This window comes from Pseudomonas sp. S2_E01, from assembly GCF_054668365.1.
In genome coordinates, this window is the sequence record NZ_CP162762.1 from 2,516,352 (window position 1) to 2,535,352 (window position 19,001).

Sequence of the window (19,001 nt, forward strand, 5' to 3'; positions counted from 1 at the left end):
AGGAGCGAGTTTACTCGCGATGGTCGCAAGAACACCGCAGGGCGTCAGTAAACCCGCGTCACCGGTGAAGTCGATCGCGGGCAAGCCCGCTCCCACAGGTCCGGTGGTGCTCTTGTGCGAGCGAGCCTGCTCGCGATGGCCGAGGCCTAGTAACGTCTCTTGTTCTGCGCCATGGTCGTCTCGTTTTCCACCAGAAAAATCTGCCTGGGCAACTTGAAGTCACGCAGTTTGAGCAGCGCCAACGGCCCTGCCCCCAACTCCGTGCGCAGGTCCCAGGTCAGGTCCAGACCGTCAGGTGCGCGCACTTGCAGGCGGTAGTGGCTGGCGCTGTCGTTGAGGGGTGTGACCCGGGCCTTTTCCAGCAGACGGATCAGGCCCCAGGTGCCCTCGTTGTCGGCGAACAATCGCTCGCTCGCCCGCACACTGGTCCACAGCAGGCGCGTGCCCGGGTGGCTGGTGAAGCCCGGCCAGCCGAAACGCTGCCAGCTCTCCTTCTGGTTGAAATAGTGATGTTTCTCGCCGTTGAGGATGAACATCGTCTGCACCACATCGCGCACCGGTTTGCCGCGCAGCTCGAAACTCATGCCCATGCCGCCGTCGGTATAGAGCACGTCCGCGAGGTGGCTGAGCTGGTTGATCGCCGTGAGAAACTGCGGGTTGAAACGCAAGCCCTGGCTGTGCCGGGAGTCGTCCACCCAACGACTGCCTTCCTTGCGCAGCACGCCACCGAGTTGCTGCTGCAAAAACTGCTCGATGCGCCCGGAATCGGCGCGCACCATTTGCCCGAGCATCGGCAGCGACGCGTCGTTGGCGGTGTTGGCAAAGGGATAACGACCGGCGAATGACTGCTGCCAGTCGTTGACGATCGCCCGTTGCCACTGGCTGTTGAGACCGGCGGCTGCCGGTTGCAGGACCCGTTGCCAGGCCTGTTCCAGCGGCTGCACGAACAGCGTCTGGCCGACGTTGTCCCACTCCGCGCCCAGGCTCGCTGCCACCAGGCTGGCGTAGGCCTGAGTGTCGGTGAGGTCGATCTGCTGCCCCTGAAACACCGTCTGCGCCAGCGCCTGGGTCATCGCCTGCGGGTTGGCGGCGTTGCTGATCTGTTGCAGCTTCAGGCGCACCCGGGTCACCCGGTTGAGCAAGGCTTGCAGGCTCAGGCGCTCGCTGTCGCCGTCCTTGTCCAGCAGCGCGAGCAAGGGTCCGAAACTGTTCTCCAGCGGGCCGGTGGATTCAGGCAAATCAATGGCCGCGTCCTGACCCATCAGCTTCTGCGCGGACTTCACCAAAGTATCGCCCAGCGCCTGTCCCCGACGGCCGGCCTGTCCTTGCCAGCTCAGCGTGTTCATCAGCGCAATCAACGGCGACTGGCGCACATCACTCATCAGCGTCAGCTGATCGATCACCTCGCCCAGGCTGCCCACCGGTTGCCCGTGCAGGCTGTTGAGAAAGTCCAGCCAGGCGTCGGCGTAGTCTTCAAAGTAGCGGTCAGTGAGTTGCTGGCGCAGTTGTTCCGGGCTCAGCTCGGCGGCGATTTGCCCGGGCTGGTCGCTGAGCACCCAGTCGATTTCCTCGCGGCGCGCTTCGGCGATGGCGTCGATGGCCTGGCGCACCTGCCCCTCCCAGGCCTGGCGGGTAAACACGCCGGGCACCGTGTGGGGCGTGGCAAACAGCGCGTTTGCATCCGTGCCAGCGACCATCTGTTGCAGGCCCAGGGCCGGGTACTGATTGGCGCTGTCGTCGAGGACTTTTTGGTACAGGCTGGCCTGGGCATTGCGTTGGCCCAACTGTCCGAGCAGCACCTGGCGAGCCTGGGCCACCAGCCGCGCATCCTTCTCGATGCGCCACTGCGGGTGCGCTGCCAATTGCTCGGCGTAGAACCGCCAGAGGTTGGGCGCGACGCCTTGCCAGAGGCCCGGCGACATGTCCGCCCGCTGGGGCAACGCCTCGGTCAATGTACGGGCGAGGAACGCACTGTCGGTTTTCGCAGGCTGCGCCAGCATCAGGTAGGCCTTGAGCTGGGCATGGGCGACCGCAGCGCGCTTGACGCGCTCAGGGCTGTCCGCAGGCAGTTTGATCAGCGCTTGCAGCTGACGCGCCAGCTCAGTCGCGACCGGGTCACGCATCAGCCGGTTGTTGGCCTCTACGTACGACGGCCAGGCAGCGGCGAGCAGACGCTCGTTCTGGTTCAGGCCGAAACGCAGGTACCAGGGCGCGCCGTGTTCGTCGCGAGCGAGCAGTTGGCCGAGTTCGCGGGTCAGTTCGTGCAGGGCGAAGACTTGATCATCCACCGAGCCGCCCTGCTGCAACGTCGTCAGCGCCGTGTTGACCTGGCCGACGTGCACGCGGTTGGCCGCGAACGACAGCAACACACCCGCGCCTGCCAGCAACATCAGGCCGAGTGCCAGGGTCCGCGCAGTGCGCATGACGCCCCAGCCGAGGCGACGTTGTTCGGCGTGGCGATCATCGAGCACCCCGCCCCAGGGCGCGGTGGCGTGCCAGAAGTGGCCGTCGGATTTTTCCGGGGCCGGCAACGGCAGGCTGAACCACAAGCCACGCAGCGGCACACCCCGGGCGAACAATCGCAACGGTGGCGCCAGCGCCTGCCGCCAACGGACGATGCCCTCGCTGCGCAAATCGGCGGACAGACGCAGCAGGAAGTCGTGGCCATTGCACTCATTCATCTGGCCAAGACCGTAGGCCCGCAGGGGCTGGACGAGCTGTTCGAGTTGTTGCTCCACATCCTGCGGCGTGACCGAGCGTGGCAGCAGGCAGCCGACAGTTTGCGTGGCGCGCTTATCCTGCGGCCAGGTGCTGGTGCAGATCTGCCAGAGGTGCAGTGGCAGGTGCCAGCGCAGGCGGCGGGCCAGGGCTTGCAGGTGGCGAACGCCTGTATCCATGGCCTCGCCGTCAGTGCTTTGCGCACTATTCAATGCCCAGACCACGCCATCCAGGTCACGCCACCTGCTCAAGCCGGACCATGGGGCAAAGCGGCTTTCATCGAATGGGTTTTGCGTGCTTCCACCCCAAATCAGCAAGGTGTCGTGGCCGGCGAGCCAGCACTTGTCCTTAAGGCCGGGGGCGATGGCTTCGACCTGCGCATCTTCACCCACCACCAACAGCAGACGAGCTTTATAGCGCCAGAAGAAGCCGTGATTTTCCTGCAGGTAAGTCTTGATCTCCTCACGAATACGCGCCGCTCGCGCGTCATTGGCCACTTGTGGGTCCAATGGTTCACGAACATCGTCTGCCTGCAACCGACGATAATCGGCCTGCCCCATCTGCCGACCCAGCAACCTGTAACCACCCAGAAACAGCACCACCAGAAAGCTGGCCGACAGCAGCGCAAGCCAGAGCATTTGCACGGCACTGCCGGCTGTGATGCCCAGGGACTCAGGTTGACGCCAGATCCATACATCCAATGCCAGCGTGGCGAGCAACAGCACGCCCATCAGCACACCTATCACTACAGAGTGTCGAAATTGCATGTCAGATTTCCTGTTTCGCAGGCGGTGACGCAGGCGTCAGCACCGTACACCAGAGCCCGGCGGCGTCGTTGCTGCCACTGAAAATGAATTGCGCACCGGCGCCGCGTTCTATGGTTTGCGCCGCCGTCGAGATAGCCAGCCACGGTGAGGCCTTGCCCGAATGCCCCAGCAGCGCATCCAGGTCGCTAACACCCTGGGGCGAGCCTGCCGGTATCGGCGCTTCAAGCATCACGCCCGTCAGGGCCGCAGTGCGCTGGGCATCAACCCCCACTCGCCAGACCTGCTCTATTTCCGCTCCGTCCAGCGGCACCCAGTCCAGAGACCGGCGCGCCGCCTGAAGTAGCTCGGCGTCGGCGAGCGTGCGCTCCTGCTCCGGTCGATGCAGAGAGGCAATGGCTGGCAACGTGGTTTGTGTCAGGCGATTGCCCAGCAACACACCCACCACCGCCTCGGCCGAGCCTTCGCGCGGCTGCACGGCAAACTGCACCGCCACCACCAGCAGCAAGGCTTGATCACCGATGCGCCAATCCAGCCATTGATCCACTGCTGCCAGGCCACAGCCCTCGACGGCCAATACTGACTGGCGTATGCCGCAAGCCCGCCACGCCTGCTGCCACACCCGGCGTAACAGGCCTTCGGATAAACCGCTGTCGACTTCCAGCAACAGGGCCAGGGGTTGCTCCTGCGGCAATTGCGCCAAAGGTTGGCCAAGGTCGGTCAGCACCTGGGTCAACGCCCGCAACAGCACCTCTTCAGGAGCTTCATCTGCCCCGGCAGGCAGCCGCGTGTGACGCACAGGCGATTCATCCGGTGTGTCTGCTTGAGCCGTCAGGCCAGGGGCCTTACCCAGAGCTGGCTGCTGTGGGTCGTGCAGTGCGGGGGACAGGCTCACGCCCAGCACCTGCAAGGAACGTCGCCCCCGGCGAATCTTGCGGATCAGGTCGATTTCCCGCGCCTCATCCCAGCCATCGGCAGCACTGTGCTGGCCGGCGTAAAGCACCACTCGCCCAAACCCCAGAATCGCCCAGCCGAGCAGCGGCACACCCAGAGCCACTCTCCAGAACACCAGCGGCTGCTCGCGCAAGGCCTGGGTGGCGAACAGCACCGTCGCCCCCATTCCCACAGCCAAAAACAGCCCCAGCACACCCAGCCAGAGCAACATGCCCGGGCGCTCAGGCCGGCGTGCAGGTGCACGGACACGGTCCAGTCCGACCGGCATGGCTAGTTCGCTCCTGCTTTCGGCATGGAGGAAATCAACACGCACCCGCAGGCGCAGCGATGCCCCTCGAAAGCAACCGGAACACCATTGTCACAATACGATGAGAGTCCTTCCTCGATCACCGTCTCGCCATGGCCGGGAACCGGACACCGCACGGGATCGCCCTTGCGAGCGACGCCAATATCGTTGAAGCGCATGACCTCGGACCCCGAGAGCACGGTGCCGCCACTGGTGTTCTTGTCGCCGATACGAATGATGCCTTTCATGTCTTTCTTCCCTGTTTTATTGATCGGTTTGACTCACGACTGGGGTGTTTCCTGGTTCAACACTTCGTGCTGTAAAAAAGCGTCGCCATGCCAGACAAAACTGGAAGACTGTAACGGCCGCCCAACAGCATCGACATTGCTGAACCACTCAATGGAAAACCCATACGGGCCCCATTGCACCGAAGAAAAATCGGTATCTTGCGCACTCGCTCCGGAGTTTTGACTGGCCAATGAAATCGAGCGCAGGCAACTGCTCACCAACACTTTTTGTTCTTTGATCAGCGCTGGGCCATCCACTCGATAGACGGATAACCAGACTTCATTTCCAGAGCCACAGAAGCCTTCGGGGTTTTCTGAGTTGGAGGGATAGACACGCAAGACGGACATAAACTCGAGCGCCTCAACCCTGTGTTTGTTCACGTCATAAAAGACGCCCGTCGAAGTTGCGGGTAACTTAAACTCATGGGTCGTTTCGTCCGCCATTTGCAACTGAACTGTTGCACCCTTTTTTTCGACCCAGACTGTTTCGGTGGCCGCATAAACGCAACTGACATTGCCGAACACCATCAGAAAAACCGTCGACACCTTAATAAAATTACTGACCCAGCACGTGATCTGCATAACAAATCCCCGAATAAACCCAGGGATGTTCATCCGACTGTCCTTTGGACCCTTTCGAATACTTCTCCTTGTCACGCTCATGTAATTGTGCTTCTGTTTTATCCGTATTGTTCTCGCTGTTCAGCGACCAACCGATATTGCCGGTACTGGAATCACACAAGAGGTTATTTTTCCTGACCCAGGCCGAACCAGCACTGTCCCACTCATGGTAGGAGCCCCCATTCCAGCGGCTGAATACCTCATGTTGCAGTTGTACGTTGGTGTAGGTCCTGCCTTCCTGGCCTAGATATTTTCGGGCAATGCGAACTTTGTCCTTGTAGGTGGCAGACCCGGCAACAATATTGGCCTTCCAACTCCAGACCTGTTCAAAGGACGGTGCCGAGCAGGTCATCTGCGTAATGCCATAGCCCTTATCGAAAGCAACGATAGGCTCACCGTCCAATTCGATGAAGTGCTTGGTATGGGTTTCCTGCTCCAGCAACTTATCGAAGCCACTCATACCTTCCAGGCTGTCGATATAGTTCGCAACGTCCTGCGCACTCGGGTTCTGACCTTTTATAAAGACGGTTCGACTCAACGTTTTTCCATTGCAGCTGACATGCACGCTCAATGTTCCGCCCAAAACCTTTTCATCGAAGTTCGCAACCCATCGATTGCTACAACTGACGAATGAACCGTTCTCTTCGAACACTTGTAGATCGGCAGTCTTTCGCGCGCGCTCTCTCAATCCGCTGACTCTCGCCACCCACTTGATGGACCAGGACCACTTGTATTCGCCAGTAGCCTGGGTTCGAAACTCGAAAATAATTTCGGGTAGCTCTGCTGCTTGCGTGATCGTGAACACTGCGTTCTCGGCAGGTGACACCCAGCTTAAAGAAACTTCGGAAGACTGTGCTTTCACTACAGTACTACCTAAACTATTGGTACAGCCTGCGAGGTTGACCTGCTGCATAGTGATGCCTCATCCATTTGAATTACTGCGAGTCCGTGCCTGCTGGTGTTAATTGCGGGGGGTGTTACCAAGTCCCATAAGGAATCCCGTGCTTTTCTACGTAAGTTTTGTTCTCGGGTTCGATGGTGACGTATTGAGCTTCGCTCTTGCCTCGGTAAGGTCCCAATGCCTCGATCTCGGCCTGAAAGCGACCGACTTCCTTGAAACTCAGGCAAGGCCCGCCCAACCAAACTTTGACAATTCCACCGGGGGCCATACCCAATGTAATTATCCGTCGATAATCATACTTCCATTTTTTTGAGCCTCGGCAGAACACTCTCTCCGGCATGACCATCTCATCGCGCACCCACTGTGGGATATGAATGCCAAACTTGTAGGTTTGTGGTTCCACCAGAGATTGCCAGCGCAAGAAAAGTTGCTCTGGCAAGTCGACATTATTTATAGGCTTCCCCCCCCGTACCTTTGTGCCAGCCTTCGGTTTTAGCGGTGTAGCTGGCAACTCCACCAGTCACGCGGTAAAACGCCAGGCGACGTTGATCGAGCACGTCCACGCTTTCGACCCACACTTCCATGAAACGCGGAGCCACCAGAGCGATGTTCCAATGGTTATAAGGTAACTTGGGTCGAGGGGGTGGTTTCGGCCCACTGGCACAGGCGCTCAGGCTGAACACCAGGCCAATGATCAAGGCAAGACGCGTCATTGCGGATACCCCTTCTGTGGCCGGTTGGCGTAGATGTTGCGCTGGCCGCTTTCCGTCGGTTTGCTGACCAAAAAGGGGCCGCTAGGTATCCAATGCGCGGACTGGTGGATGTAGCGACGACGCAACAAATCCTCTTGGTGGCGATCGAGGTTGACCTCAAGTTCACCCAGTGTTTGATCGAGAATGCGCTCGGCGATCGGTTTCAATTCTTCAGGTAGTTTCAGGTCCGTCCGACCCTCAACCGTTTTGAACGGCACGCCATGACGTACCGCCAACTCGCGCATCACTCGCAATGGAATCAACGACAACTCGCTAAGCCCCGAACACTCGTTACCAAGTCCCATAAGGAATTCCGTGTTTTTCGACGTAAGCTTTGTTTTCGGGTTCGATGGTGACGTACTGACCTTCGCTACCACCTCGGTAAGGTCCCAGCGGCTCGATCTCGGCCTGAAAGCGACCGACTTCCTTGTAATCGAGACAACCTGAACCCAACCAAACCTTGACAATGCCGCCTGGAGCCATGCCCAGAGTGATGGTGTCCCGGTAGAGGGTCACCACCTTTTGATCCCACTTGCAGAACACCTGATGCGGCTTGACCATCTCATCGCGCACCCACTGTGGAATCACGATTCCGAATTTGTAGGTTTGCGGTTCCACCAGTGATTGCCAGCGCAGGAAAAGCTCTACTGGCAAGTCGACATTGTTCATTGGCATACCCCCACCTCCACCCTTGTGCCAGCCTTCTGGCTGCCGGGTATAGCTGGCCACGCCACCAGTCACGCGGTAGAACGCCAGCCGGCGCTGATCGAGTACATCCACGCCTTCGACCCACACTTCCATAAAACGTGGAGCAGCCAAAGCGACGTACCAACTGTCGTAAGGCAACTGGGGGCGAGGGGGCACTTTTGGCCCACTGGCACATGCACTCAAACTGACCAACAGTCCCATGAGCAAGACGAGACGCATCATTGTGGATACCCCTTCTGCGGCAGGTTGGGGTAAACGTTGCGCTGCCCGTTTTCTGTCGGTTTGCTTACGAGAAAAGGCCCACTGGGCACCCAATGTGCGGACTGATGGATGTATCGACGACGCAGCAGACTTTCCTGGCCGCGATCAAGGCTTACCTCAAGTTCACCCAGCACCTGATCCAGAATGCGGGCGGCAATCGGTTCTAACTCCCCAGGCAAGCGGAACAGCTTGTCTTCATCATCAATGACATCAAACGGCACGCCATGACGCACCGCCAACTCACGCATCACCCTCAACGGGATCAACGACAATTCGCTAAGCACCGGACACTCGTTACCAAGTCCCATAAGGAATTCCGTGCTCGTCGATGTATTCCTGGGCCTCGGGTTTCGGTGCCCGATAATATTTACCGTTCCCTTTACGATGAGGCCCCAGCAGTTCGATCTCGGCCTGAAAGCGACCAACTTCCTTGAATCCAAGGCAGGCCCCTCCTACCCAGACTTTAACGATGCCGCCGGGGGCCATGCCCAAGGTGATTGCGTCACGATAGTCATCTATCCACTCCTTGGAGCCTTTGCAAAACACCCGCTCCGGCCTGACCATCTCATCGCGCACCCACTGAGGGATTGAAATTCCGATCTTGTAGGTCTGCGGCTCTACCAGTGATTGCCAACGCAGAAACAACTTTTCTGGCAAGTCAACATTGTTCACTGGCATCATTTTCCCTCCCCCCTTGTGCCAGCCTTTTGGCTGACGGGTATAGCTGGCCACGCCGCCAGACACACGAAAAAACGCCCATCCACGTTGATCAAGCACATCCACGCTTTCGACCCACACTTCCATAAAGCGCGGAGCCGCGAGGCCCACGTACCAACTGTCGTAAGGCAGCTTGGGTCGAGGGGGCACTTTCGGCCCACTAGCACACGCGCTCAGGCTGAACGCCAGAATAATGATCAAGGCAAGGCGAATCATTGCGGGTACCCCTTCTGCGGCCGGTTCGGGTAAATGTTGCGCTGACCGCTTTCTGCCGGCTTGCTGACCAGAAAAGGTCCACTGGGTATCCAATGTGCGGATTGGTGGATATAGCGACTACGCAGCAAATTTTCCTGGTCGCGATCAAGGCTGACCTCAAGTTCACCCAATGTTTGATCGAGAATGCGCTCGGCGATCGGTTTCAACTCCTTGGGAAGTTGGAACCGCTCGTCTTCATCAGCAATGACGTCAAACGGCACACCATGCCGCACCGCCAAATCGCGCATCACCCGCAACGGGATCAACGACAACTCGCCGCGCACTGGCCGGTCGAGTTCGATGGTCAGGAAATAGTCTTCGCTCGTGGGCTCCTGTGGCCCACGAGGAGCCGGGACAATCGGCCAGGCTTTGATGTTGAGCTTGCCGTCAACAGCCACCATGGTTCCTTCCAACTGAAGCTTTCTGAAGCGCGCTTCTGCCCACGCCGGTTGTGCTTCCACCGGGCGATTCGCCGGTACAGTGAAACGTATTGGTTTGGTGAGCCACACCCGTTCGCGGGCCTTGGGCAGATAGCCCCCGCCGATATCCGAGTGCACACCAGGCAAGATGATTTGCTGGTGGTCGTCCAGCACGCTGTTGAGCGCGAAGTTATGACGGCGCTCGTCTCGGGCCTGAAGCTGGATTACCTTGCGCGCGCAGTTGGACGGCAGGTACAGGTTCACACCGGGGTTGTTGTCGTTGTGCACGCCGAAATTGCCATCAAGGAGCTCGGGGAGGTCGAAGATGGCAGCGACAGTGTCAAAGAGGCCGATGAAGTTGATAGTGACATCTACGGCCGGATCGAAACTCGTCAACAGGCCGAAGTGACCTGGCTGCAGCAACTCTTTGAATACGCCACGTCCCGGCTTGAGCAGTTCGTTGGCGCAATGCCGTGCTGCGGCAGCGCCACGGCTGAAGCCGAAAATGTCGAATTCGATACGTCGGATGGGTATGTCAGGGTTAACTTGCTGGAAGAAGTTTAGACGTTTCTTAATTAGATCGGGCGCCTCCTTTACCCGCGCCACTACACCAGTCTCTCCGAGCCCCAAACCTTGGCCAACGATGACCGAGTCACCTTCATCACTGGTTGTGCCAATACCTTCTAAATAGACCGGCACATAGCCAATCCCGCTTCCCTCCAGCAAGGCATCGCTTGCATGATCTGGATAAAGATCATGCAGATGCACCACATTACTCGGCGCATTCCCATAACTGTTATCCGGCGCACTACCAAAAGCCTCACCGTCAAAATCGCCAAATCCGCTTTCAGTGCACTGTTTGAGGATGCTCTCGATCTCACGCTCGCTATGCCCTACATTCTCAAGACGGCAATCTGCGGTATGCGCAGAATTCCCCGAGTTATTCCCGGTCCCATCAAAAAACAGCCCGATCCGCAGGGTAATCCCCTCCAGCTCTTCCTCCTCTTCTTCCTCCTCCAGGTCATAGCTCAACGACAGCGCTTGCGGCTTCTCCGTGTACACCCGCTCAGTAAACCCCTGGCTGTCGGTGGTGCCTTTCCAGGTCTGGCCGGAGGCGGCGGTGATCTTGTACCGCGTGCCAGCCCAAGGCTGATCACCGGGGGTGAATATCCGGAACTGCTCGTCGAACTCCAGCGGCGGGTCGATCTTCGCCGGTAGCCAACCCTGGCGCATGGGCTGGGTGGCCTTGGTTGGGGTGTAACCGTGGTAGGCCGACTTGACGTTGTAGTCCCCCGCCGTGCCGGACTCGATGCCACACTTCTCCAGGGTCAGGTAACTGCCACCGGCATTCAGGATGATTTTCTTTTTGGCCGTAATGCGGATTTCATCTTCGGTACTGGTGATGTCCAAACCATGCCTTGCCAGCAGTTGCAACTTGTCGTTCTGCGCCTGGATGCTCACCGCGCCCTGGTTGGCGATCAGCTTGATACCCAGCTTGCGCACGAACAGACTCAGGCCCTGGCCCACGCCGATGAACAGGCGCTTGACCACGCTGATGTCCGCTTCGCCGCCGGCGTTGAGCATGAGGTTGTCCTGTGCGGCCAGTTGCAGGTGCTGGCCGCTGGTGAGGGCGATACCTTGTGGGGCGCTGAGCAGCAACACCGAGGATTTCAGTTGTTCCAGGTCCTGGCGCAGCAGGTGCAATTGCGCCGCCACATCCGCCGGTTCAGCGTGGGCGGCCTGGGCGTCGGTGGAGAGTTTTTGCAGTTGTTGGCCGGCCTGTTGCAGGCGGTTCACCGCAGCGCTCATGTCGAGGACCGGGCCTTGGGCCTTGCCCTGCGCATCCGCACTGATGAACACCCCCTTACCCGCCCGCAAACTGCCCCAATCATCGGTCCTCAGCTCAAACCCTTCGCCGCGCTTTTTCTGCTGCGCATCCACCAGATGCCCCAAATTCAGCTGGCTCTTGCCACCATACTCGGTGCTTAGCTTGACGTGCTCCTGGCCCCGGCTGTCGTCCATGCGCAGCTTGTTGTTGGCCGGGGTGCGCAGCACGTTGCGCTTGTAGTTGCGGGCGTTGAGGGTGACGTGGTCGGGGTGTTCGCTGTCGTGCAGGGCGTGGGCGATGTAGGGGCGGTCGGGGTCGCCCTGTTCGAAGGCGATGGCCACTTCGGTGCCGCAGATCAGCGGCAGGTGCAGGCCGTGGGTGTCGCCGGCGTAGGGCCGGGCCAGGCGAAGCCAGGCGCTTTCGCGGCCGAGTGGCCAGGTGTCGCGGTCGAACAGGAAGTTGACCTTGTAGCGGCCTTCCTTGTCGATTTCGGCGTAGCGGTCGTGGGCCAGGCCGCTGGTGACGCGGGCGGGCACGGTGCCGGCGATCTGCGGTTTGGGTAACAACGGCGGGCGGAAACACAGCTCTTCGCTGTAGGGCATGGCCTGGAACTGGCAGATGAACGCGCCATCGCGGCTGGCGCGGATGCTGACGGCGATGACCGCGCAGCTCGGGTTGAAGGCTTGTGGGGCGCCGTCGCTGATGGACAGCACCTGGCCCGGCGCCAGGGTCGGACTGTTGCTGGTGCCGCTCAACTGCGTCTGGTCGTTGAGGTAACGCTCGTGGCGCAGGCGTGCGAAGAAGTAGCCACTTTCGCCGAGCTGTTTTTCGTGGCGCTGGTAAGAGTCGCCCAGCGCCCGGTAGGGTTCGGCGTAGTGGTAGGCCTCGCCGTAGGTGCCGCGAGCGCCACGGGTATGATCGACCTGCGCATCGAGCCGCGCCTTGGCATCGCGGTGCTGATAGGTGCGCACGTTGACGTGTTGTTCCACCACCCGGTGCCGGGTTTGCAGGGCCCACACGCCGACCTCGTCGCTGCCCAGCCCGGCGGGTGGACGGTACGGCAGATGGACGTCGAACTGGTAACCGCACTGGTTGTCGCAGAACTCCACCACATCGAAGCGCAGACGCTCGTTGCTGACGAAGCGGTACCAGATGCCGACCTCGGCCAGCAGGCGGTTGATGAACGCCAGGTCGCTCTCGCCGTATTGCATGACCTGTTCGCGCCGGGGGTATTCACGCTTGAGGCGAAACAGGAATTCATGGCCGCGCATGTCGTGACGGCTGCGCAGGATGCTCTCAACGATTTCCGGAACCGACTGCTGCTGGTAAATGCGGTATTGCCGGCCGAGGCCGAGCAGTTGCAGGCGCGGTTGCAGGGTGATTTCGTAGCGCGCTTCGTCCTTGGAGGCGGACAGGCGCTGGAAACCGGTGATCACTCCTTGCAGGGTGCGCAGCGGTTCGATGGTCAGCGTTTCCCAGGGCATCACCGCGATCGGCAGGGCATGCATGCTGAAGCCGGCGTCCTGACCGAGCAGTTGCTGGGCAGCCAGGTCCTGCTCGGTGCTGGTGAATTCGATGTGGTAGCAAAAGGGTTGGCTCAGGCGTTCTTCGCCGTGGAAGGCCAGCACGTCGAGGGAGGGCTCGAGGTTGCGCACCCAGAGTTTGTGGCGGCTGTGGTCGAATAAAATCGGCAGTGAACTCATGGTCAAGCCTCCCTGGCCTGGATGGACTGGCGGGGAGGTTTTTATCCACCCGCGTTGGATGCGGGTCAGTGTTCTAGAAGCTGAAAATTGTGGAAATAGGACGGTTCTGATGGGCGCGTAGGATGCGTCCAAATGTTCTGGCGCCGGGTCTGTAGGAAGTTTCCAGATTTTTGCAAGCCTCTGAAAACGCAGCTTTTCTGTAGGAGCAGCCGATCGACGCTCGAAGGCTCGCGATGGTGGTTCGGGCGCCTCGGGGTGTCAGGCTTCCCGACCATCGCGACGGTTCGACGCCTCGATTGCTCACTACAGGTGCCGTGGCGGATCAATTACGTCAAGCACATCGCCAATCAATGTCTATGCTTTGGCGAATGCGCCGTGCTTGAGCCTTGCATCGCGCAGCCCAATCCAACATCACATGGAAATGCAGTCCTATGAAATCGATACGCTTTCTTGCCTGCGCTGGTGCTCTTGCCTCAATCATGTCCCTGGCCCAAGCCGCCGAAATCCCGTTGGGGAGCAAGACCCTTGAAGGTCAGATCATCTCCAAGGTACTGGCCGTCGACGCGGCGAATCGCCAGGTGACCATCGAAGATCCCCAGGGCAAACCGGTGGTGATCCAGCTCTCCGACCAGGCCAAGAACCTGCACAACCTGCAAGTCGGCGACAAGGTCGACATCAAGGTGGCGCGTTCGGTGGCCTATGTGCTCGATACCAATATCGGTGATCAACCGGGAATCAGCAATGAATCCATGGTCGCGCGCGTGGCCAAGGACAACCCCAACCCCGGTGGCGAGGCGATTCGTCAGGTTCGGGTGACGTCGAAGATCACCGCCATCAACCTCAAGGATCACGAAGTGACCCTGCTGCCGCCTGAAGGGCCGGTGCGTGTGGTCAAGGTTGAAAACCCTGATCTTCAGGCACGCATGGGCAACCTCAAGGTCGGGCAGACAGTCGATGCCGTTCTGACCGAAGTCCTGCAGGTCGAAACCTCACGCTAAGCCGGTCAGAGAAAGCGCCGACATGACCGACCTGCTCAACGCCGTTGCGCTCGGGCTGCTCGCACTGTTGCCCTTGACCAACCCACCGACCACGGTGGCGTTGTTCATCGCGCTGAGCAAAGGCCTGAACCAGCAGGAAAAGAACCGCCAGGCCTTCCTCACGTCGTTGTATGTCTTCCTGATCATGACGCTCACTTATTACGTAGGTGAGCTCGTCATGGACGTGTTCAACATTTCCATACCGGGCCTGCGCATGGCCGGTGGCGGGATCTTGATCATCATGGGCTTGAAGATGCTGTTTCCGCCGGTACCGGCACCCCAGCCCGCCGATGCCGTCACGGAGCAAATCGATTTCGCCTTCATCCCGCTGGCGATGCCCAGTACCGCAGGCCCCGGGACGATTGCGATGATCATCAGTTCGTCCGCCACGATCAAGCACAGCACGGCGTTCCCCGCCTGGGTAATCTGGGTAGCACCGCCGCTGATCTTCCTGTTGACCGCGCTGATTCTCTGGTTATGCCTGCGCGGCTCGGGGTTAATCATGCGCCTGACCGGCAAATCAGGGATCGATGCCATTTCACGGCTGATGGGCTTTTTGCTGGTGTGCATGGGCGCACAGTTTGCAATCAACGGTGCGGTGGAAATCGTACAAACCCTCATCGACAGCAACTTTCACACGCTGCGCCCGCCGTAGCAGCTACGCTTGTCGATGGGCTTGAAAATCGCCTGTTTGCACGGTCTCGACATGGATCCCTTCATCTCCAACCAACGTGGTTGCACAGGGGTAAGGCAATGCGTATTTCATGGGTTTACGCGGTGTCAGTCGTTGTGTTTCTAAGTGGGGCTACCACTCTCGCCCAAACGCCGGACACGCCCCCGGCACCGGTCGAGACAGCGGCCGCCGCGCCACCTGCAAAAGACCCGGTGTTCACCCAGGAACAACTGGAGCAAATGGCCGCCCCCATCGCGCTCTATCCCGACCCATTGCTGGCACAGGTGTTGATGGCCAGCACTTATCCCGGGGAAGTCGCCGAAGCCGTGACCTGGTCCAAGGCCAACCCGAATGCCAAGGGCGACGACGCGGTCAAGCAGGTGGCCAATCAGCCCTGGGACCCCAGCGTGCAGGCGTTGGTCGCTTTTCCGCAGGTGCTCGCCACGCTGGGCCAGGACCCGGTGTGGGTGCAGCGCCTGGGCGATGCCTTCCTCGCGCAACCGGACGACCTGATGAGTGGCGTACAGAATCTGCGGCGCCAGGCGCAGGCCGCCGGCAACCTTGAGAGCAACCAGTACCAGAACGTAACGGTACAGGTCGCCGCTCCCGCTCCCGCCGACCGGCAAAAAGCCGAGACCCTGCCAGCGGCACCGGCCAGCAGCAATTCCACCATCATCATCCAGCCCGCCGACCCGCAGGTGGTGTACGTCCCCACCTATAACCCGACGACCATCTACGGCACCTGGCCTTACCCGGCGTCACCGCCCGCCTACTACCCGCCGCCACCGGCGTACTACCCGGGGCAGGCCCTCGTGGCTGGACTGGCGTTCGGCACCGGGGTGGCGATCGTCGCCTCGTTGTGGGGCGATTGTGACTGGGGCAACAACGACGTCGACATCGACGTCAACCGCTACAACAACATCAATGGCAACAACATCAACAACCGTATCAACAGCAACAAGTGGCAGCACAACCCCGCCAATCGCGACGGTGTGCCTTATCGAGATGCTCGCAGTCGTGAACAATACGGCCGCCAACTGGATGGTGCCCGCCAGCGCGAAGCCTTTCGCGGGGACACCGCCCAGCGCGCCCAGGCTCGCGACCGGGCTCGCAATTCCATGGACAGGGCCGGGATTCAGCGTCCGGCCACCAACAATCGCCAGGCGCAGGACCAGATGCGCCAGGCGCGGTCCGAAGGCTCGGTCGGCAACCGCATGCAATCCGGTACGGACCGTCCGAGAGCGACTGACCGAAGCCAGAACAACCAACGCGACATGCGCGAAAATCAAACACCGCGCCGTGAAGCCGCGCAGAACAACCAGCGCCGCCAGGACTTGCAGCAGAACCGCCAGGGCGCCCAGCAACGCGGCGCCGCCCGCAACAACGCCTTCGCCGGTGTGCGCTCGCCGTCGCAATCCAATGCCCAGGCCCTGCGTGGCCGGGCCAGCCAGGCGTCCGCCCAGCGTGGCGGTGGTAGTGCACGAACGGAGGGTCGCCAGATCAGCCGGCCGTCCGGCGCCGGGGCGCGTTCGCGGGGGGGCCGTCGATGAACAGGTATTTGAAAACATCGGTGCTGTTGTTCGGCCTGGCATGGTCGTGTGTTGCAGCAGCGCAGCAATCCTTTCCAACCCCTGAAAAAGCCGCGGAGGCCTTCGTCAAGGCGCTCGGCACCGAGCGCGCCGATCAGGCCCGGCTGACCGAGCTGCTGGGCAAGGACTGGCAAACCTACATCCCGCGCAAAGGTTCACAGCGCGAGGATGTGGAGGCTTTCCTCAGGCAATACCACGAGCAGCATCACATCGAAAAAACCAGCGAACGCAAGGCCACCCTGACAGTGGGCAAGGACAACTGGCCCCTGCCCATTCCCTTGTTGAAAGGCGAAAGCGGTTGGCGCTTCGACATCAAGGCCGGCGACGCCGAGCTGCGCACCCGGCGCATCGGCCGCAACGAACTGGACGCCCAGCAGGCGGTGCTGACCTATCACGATGCGCAAATGGACTATGCCACCGTGGATCGTGATGGCGACGGCGCGCTGGAATATGCGCAAAAGATCTTCAGCACACCCGGCAAGCACGACGGGCTCTATTGGGCGGAAGACGACAGCGGGCAGATCAGCCCACTGGGGCCGTTGTTCGGCAAAAGTGTGGCCGGCGAAGGCTGGCACGGTTATCACTTCCGCATCCTTGACGGCCAGGGACCGTCGGCACCGGGTGGTGCCTACAGCTACCTGATCGGCGACAAGATGAGCCGCGGCTTCGCGATGATTGCCTGGCCTGTCAAATACGACGACACCGGCGTGATGAGTTTCATGATCAGCCATGACGGCCAGGTCTTCGAGAAAGACCTGGGCCCCGATGGCGCCAAACTGGCGCAGGCGATGAAGCTGTTCGACCCCGATGACAGTTGGCAGGAGGTCACCGTCGCCCCGCAATAGCGAACGCTCCCGGGGCGACGGCTCAGGCGATCAACGGGAGCTCAGTTCGCTTTCGCGGATGAGCTTCTTGTTGATCTTGCCAACGCTGGTCTTCGGGATATCGGCGACGAACTTGAACTGCTTGGGGATCGCCCATTTGTTGATGCGCCCGCCATCGACAAAGGCTTGCAGATGAGTTTCCAGCAGCTTGCGATCCAGGTACTGCCCTGCCTCGCACACCACCATCGCCATCGGACGCTCGCCCCACTGCTCATCGGCAATGCCCACCACCGCGACCGACATCACCGCCGGGTGTTCGCTGATCAGGCTTTCCAGTTCCAGCGAGCTGATCCACTCGCCTCCGGTCTTGATGACGTCCTTGATTCGATCCTTGATTTCCACGCAGCCTTGCGGGTCGATCGAGGCCATATCACCGGTGTGCAGCCAACCGCCCTGCCACAGTTCGGCGCCCTTCTCCCGCTCCTTCAGGTAACCCTGGGTCAGCCAGGGTGCACGCACCACGACCTCACCCAGGGACTCGCCGTCATGGGCCACCTCCTGGCCGCGGGCGTCGATGATCTTCAAATCCACCAGCGGGATCGGCGTGCCGGTCTTGATGCGCGTCAACAGTTGCTCGGTCATAGGTTGGGCCAGGTCGTCATCGCGCAGGTGCGTCAGGCACAGCAATGGGCAGGTTTCCGACATGCCATAGCCGGCATGCACTCTCATGCCCCGGGCGCTGGCCTCGCTGGCGATCCCCAACGGCAATGCGCTGCCACCGATGAGCATCTTCCAGCCTTCGAAGCGGGTCTTGCTGCCCTCCTCGCAGTTGAGGATCATCTGTAGCACGGTCGGCACGCAGTGAGAGAAGCTGACCTGCTCCTCACGGAACAGCCGGACCAGGGTGTTGGGCTCGTAACGGCCGGGATAGACCTGTTTGAGCCCCATCATCGTCGCCACATAGGGCACGCCCCAAGCATGCACATGAAACATCGGAGTGATGGGCATGTACACGTCGTCGGAACGCAACAGCGGTTGCCCCTGGTAGGCGCCAAGAGTGCCAGCGGCGTTCAGGGTGTGCAGGACCAGTTGGCGATGACTGAAATACACGCCCTTGGGGTCGCCCGTGGTGCCGGTGGTGTAGAACAGCGTCGCCACCGAATGCTCGTCGAAGTCGGCGAAGTCATACTGATCCGATGCGCCAGCCAGCAACTGCTCGTACTCCCCCAACACAGGCAGCGCAGTCTCGACAGCCTGGTCGTCGCTCAAGCGGATGAAACCTTTTACCGTTTCAAGGCGGTCGCGAACCTGCTCCACCAATGGCAGGAAGTCGTCATGCACCAGCACCAGGTCATCTTCGGCGTGGTTCATCGTGAACAACACCTGTTCGGGCGACAGGCGAATGTTCACCGTGTGCAGCACCGCCCCGATCATCGGCACGGCGAAGAAACACTCCAGGTAGCGGTGACTGTCCCAATCGAGCATGGCCACGGTGTCCCCGGCCTTGACCCCGGCGGCTGTCAGCGCATTGGCCAGGCGGCGGATACGCTGGTTCAGGGTTTGATAACTGTAGCGCAGCTTGTCGGCGTAGACGATCTCCCGCCCCGGCTCGTAGCGCACGCCGGACAGCAACAATTGCTTGATGAGCAATGGATAGGCGTGGGCGCCGTCGGCAGGCGGAATTATTTTTGTCGCCATCATGGT

15 protein-coding genes and 2 pseudogenes are annotated in these 19,001 nt (G+C 60.4%); 4 read left to right on the forward strand and 13 right to left on the reverse strand.

Going from position 1 to position 19,001, the window contains the following annotated elements; all coding sequences use genetic code 11:
- Nucleotides 1-146: 146 nt before the first annotated feature.
- The 12 genes and pseudogenes from AB4O36_RS11495 to AB4O36_RS11550 form a co-directional block, all read right to left on the reverse strand.
- Nucleotides 147-3,485, reverse strand: coding sequence for an ImcF-related family protein (locus AB4O36_RS11495; protein ID WP_460141793.1), 3,339 nt, complete (start codon nucleotides 3,483-3,485; stop codon nucleotides 147-149).
- Nucleotide 3,486: 1 nt separating this feature from the next.
- Nucleotides 3,487-4,704, reverse strand: a complete 1,218-nt coding sequence (locus AB4O36_RS11500; protein WP_460141794.1) for a hypothetical protein — start codon at nucleotides 4,702-4,704, stop codon at nucleotides 3,487-3,489.
- A 2-nt stretch (nucleotides 4,705-4,706) separates the two neighbouring features.
- Nucleotides 4,707-4,970: a PAAR domain-containing protein gene (locus AB4O36_RS11505; protein ID WP_460125119.1), complete on the reverse strand. Its 264-nt coding sequence runs from the start codon at nucleotides 4,968-4,970 to the stop codon at nucleotides 4,707-4,709.
- Nucleotides 4,971-5,003: 33 nt separating this feature from the next.
- Nucleotides 5,004-5,591 (reverse strand): hypothetical protein, encoded by a 588-nt coding sequence (locus tag AB4O36_RS11510; RefSeq protein ID WP_460141795.1) that lies wholly within the window; start codon nucleotides 5,589-5,591, stop codon nucleotides 5,004-5,006.
- Nucleotides 5,566-6,543: a hypothetical protein gene (locus AB4O36_RS11515; RefSeq protein ID WP_460141796.1), complete on the reverse strand. Its 978-nt coding sequence runs from the start codon at nucleotides 6,541-6,543 to the stop codon at nucleotides 5,566-5,568. Before AB4O36_RS11515 ends, AB4O36_RS11510 begins: the two co-directional genes overlap by 26 nt.
- A gap of 64 nt (nucleotides 6,544-6,607) precedes the next feature.
- A pseudogene (locus tag AB4O36_RS11520) lies at nucleotides 6,608-7,244 on the reverse strand (DUF2931 family protein).
- Entirely contained in the window at nucleotides 7,241-7,588 is a 348-nt protein-coding gene (locus tag AB4O36_RS11525) for a hypothetical protein (protein WP_460141797.1), read from the reverse strand. Before AB4O36_RS11525 ends, AB4O36_RS11520 begins: the two are co-directional and overlap by 4 nt.
- A complete protein-coding gene (locus AB4O36_RS11530) occupies nucleotides 7,575-8,213 on the reverse strand; it encodes a DUF2931 family protein (protein ID WP_460141798.1) in 639 nt (212 codons plus the stop codon). The genes AB4O36_RS11525 and AB4O36_RS11530 overlap by 14 nt, the downstream gene beginning before the upstream one ends.
- Nucleotides 8,210-8,560, reverse strand: coding sequence for a hypothetical protein (locus AB4O36_RS11535; protein ID WP_460141799.1), 351 nt, complete (start codon nucleotides 8,558-8,560; stop codon nucleotides 8,210-8,212). The genes AB4O36_RS11530 and AB4O36_RS11535 overlap by 4 nt, the downstream gene beginning before the upstream one ends.
- Nucleotides 8,547-9,185 carry a DUF2931 family protein gene (locus tag AB4O36_RS11540; protein ID WP_460141800.1) on the reverse strand — a complete coding sequence of 213 codons (639 nt, stop codon included), beginning with the start codon at nucleotides 9,183-9,185 and terminating at the stop codon, nucleotides 8,547-8,549. The genes AB4O36_RS11535 and AB4O36_RS11540 overlap by 14 nt, the downstream gene beginning before the upstream one ends.
- Complete coding sequence (locus AB4O36_RS11545; protein WP_460142135.1) at nucleotides 9,182-10,705, reverse strand: T6SS phospholipase effector Tle1-like catalytic domain-containing protein; 1,524 nt, start codon at nucleotides 10,703-10,705, stop codon at nucleotides 9,182-9,184. Before AB4O36_RS11545 ends, AB4O36_RS11540 begins: the two co-directional genes overlap by 4 nt.
- A gap of 12 nt (nucleotides 10,706-10,717) precedes the next feature.
- A pseudogene (locus AB4O36_RS11550) lies at nucleotides 10,718-13,174 on the reverse strand (type VI secretion system Vgr family protein); the annotation flags it as partial.
- A 431-nt stretch (nucleotides 13,175-13,605) separates the two neighbouring features.
- On the opposite strand from AB4O36_RS11550, the gene AB4O36_RS11555 reads away from it, so the two are divergent.
- From AB4O36_RS11555 to AB4O36_RS11570, 4 genes are all read left to right on the forward strand, one after another.
- Nucleotides 13,606-14,172 (forward strand): hypothetical protein, encoded by a 567-nt coding sequence (locus tag AB4O36_RS11555; RefSeq protein WP_460141801.1) that lies wholly within the window; start codon nucleotides 13,606-13,608, stop codon nucleotides 14,170-14,172.
- Nucleotides 14,173-14,194: 22 nt separating this feature from the next.
- Nucleotides 14,195-14,866, forward strand: a complete 672-nt coding sequence (locus AB4O36_RS11560; RefSeq protein ID WP_460141802.1) for a MarC family NAAT transporter — start codon at nucleotides 14,195-14,197, stop codon at nucleotides 14,864-14,866.
- A 98-nt stretch (nucleotides 14,867-14,964) separates the two neighbouring features.
- On the forward strand, nucleotides 14,965-16,434 hold the full coding sequence (locus AB4O36_RS11565) for a DUF3300 domain-containing protein (protein ID WP_460141803.1): 1,470 nt from the start codon (nucleotides 14,965-14,967) through the stop codon (nucleotides 16,432-16,434).
- On the forward strand, nucleotides 16,431-17,318 hold the full coding sequence (locus tag AB4O36_RS11570; RefSeq protein ID WP_460141804.1) for a DUF2950 domain-containing protein: 888 nt from the start codon (nucleotides 16,431-16,433) through the stop codon (nucleotides 17,316-17,318). Before AB4O36_RS11565 ends, AB4O36_RS11570 begins: the two co-directional genes overlap by 4 nt.
- 30 nt (nucleotides 17,319-17,348) lie before the next feature.
- Here the strand turns inward: AB4O36_RS11570 and AB4O36_RS11575 are convergent, their stop codons facing one another.
- Entirely contained in the window at nucleotides 17,349-18,998 is a 1,650-nt protein-coding gene (locus tag AB4O36_RS11575) for a fatty acid--CoA ligase (protein WP_460141805.1), read from the reverse strand.
- Nucleotides 18,999-19,001: the final 3 nt, after the last annotated feature.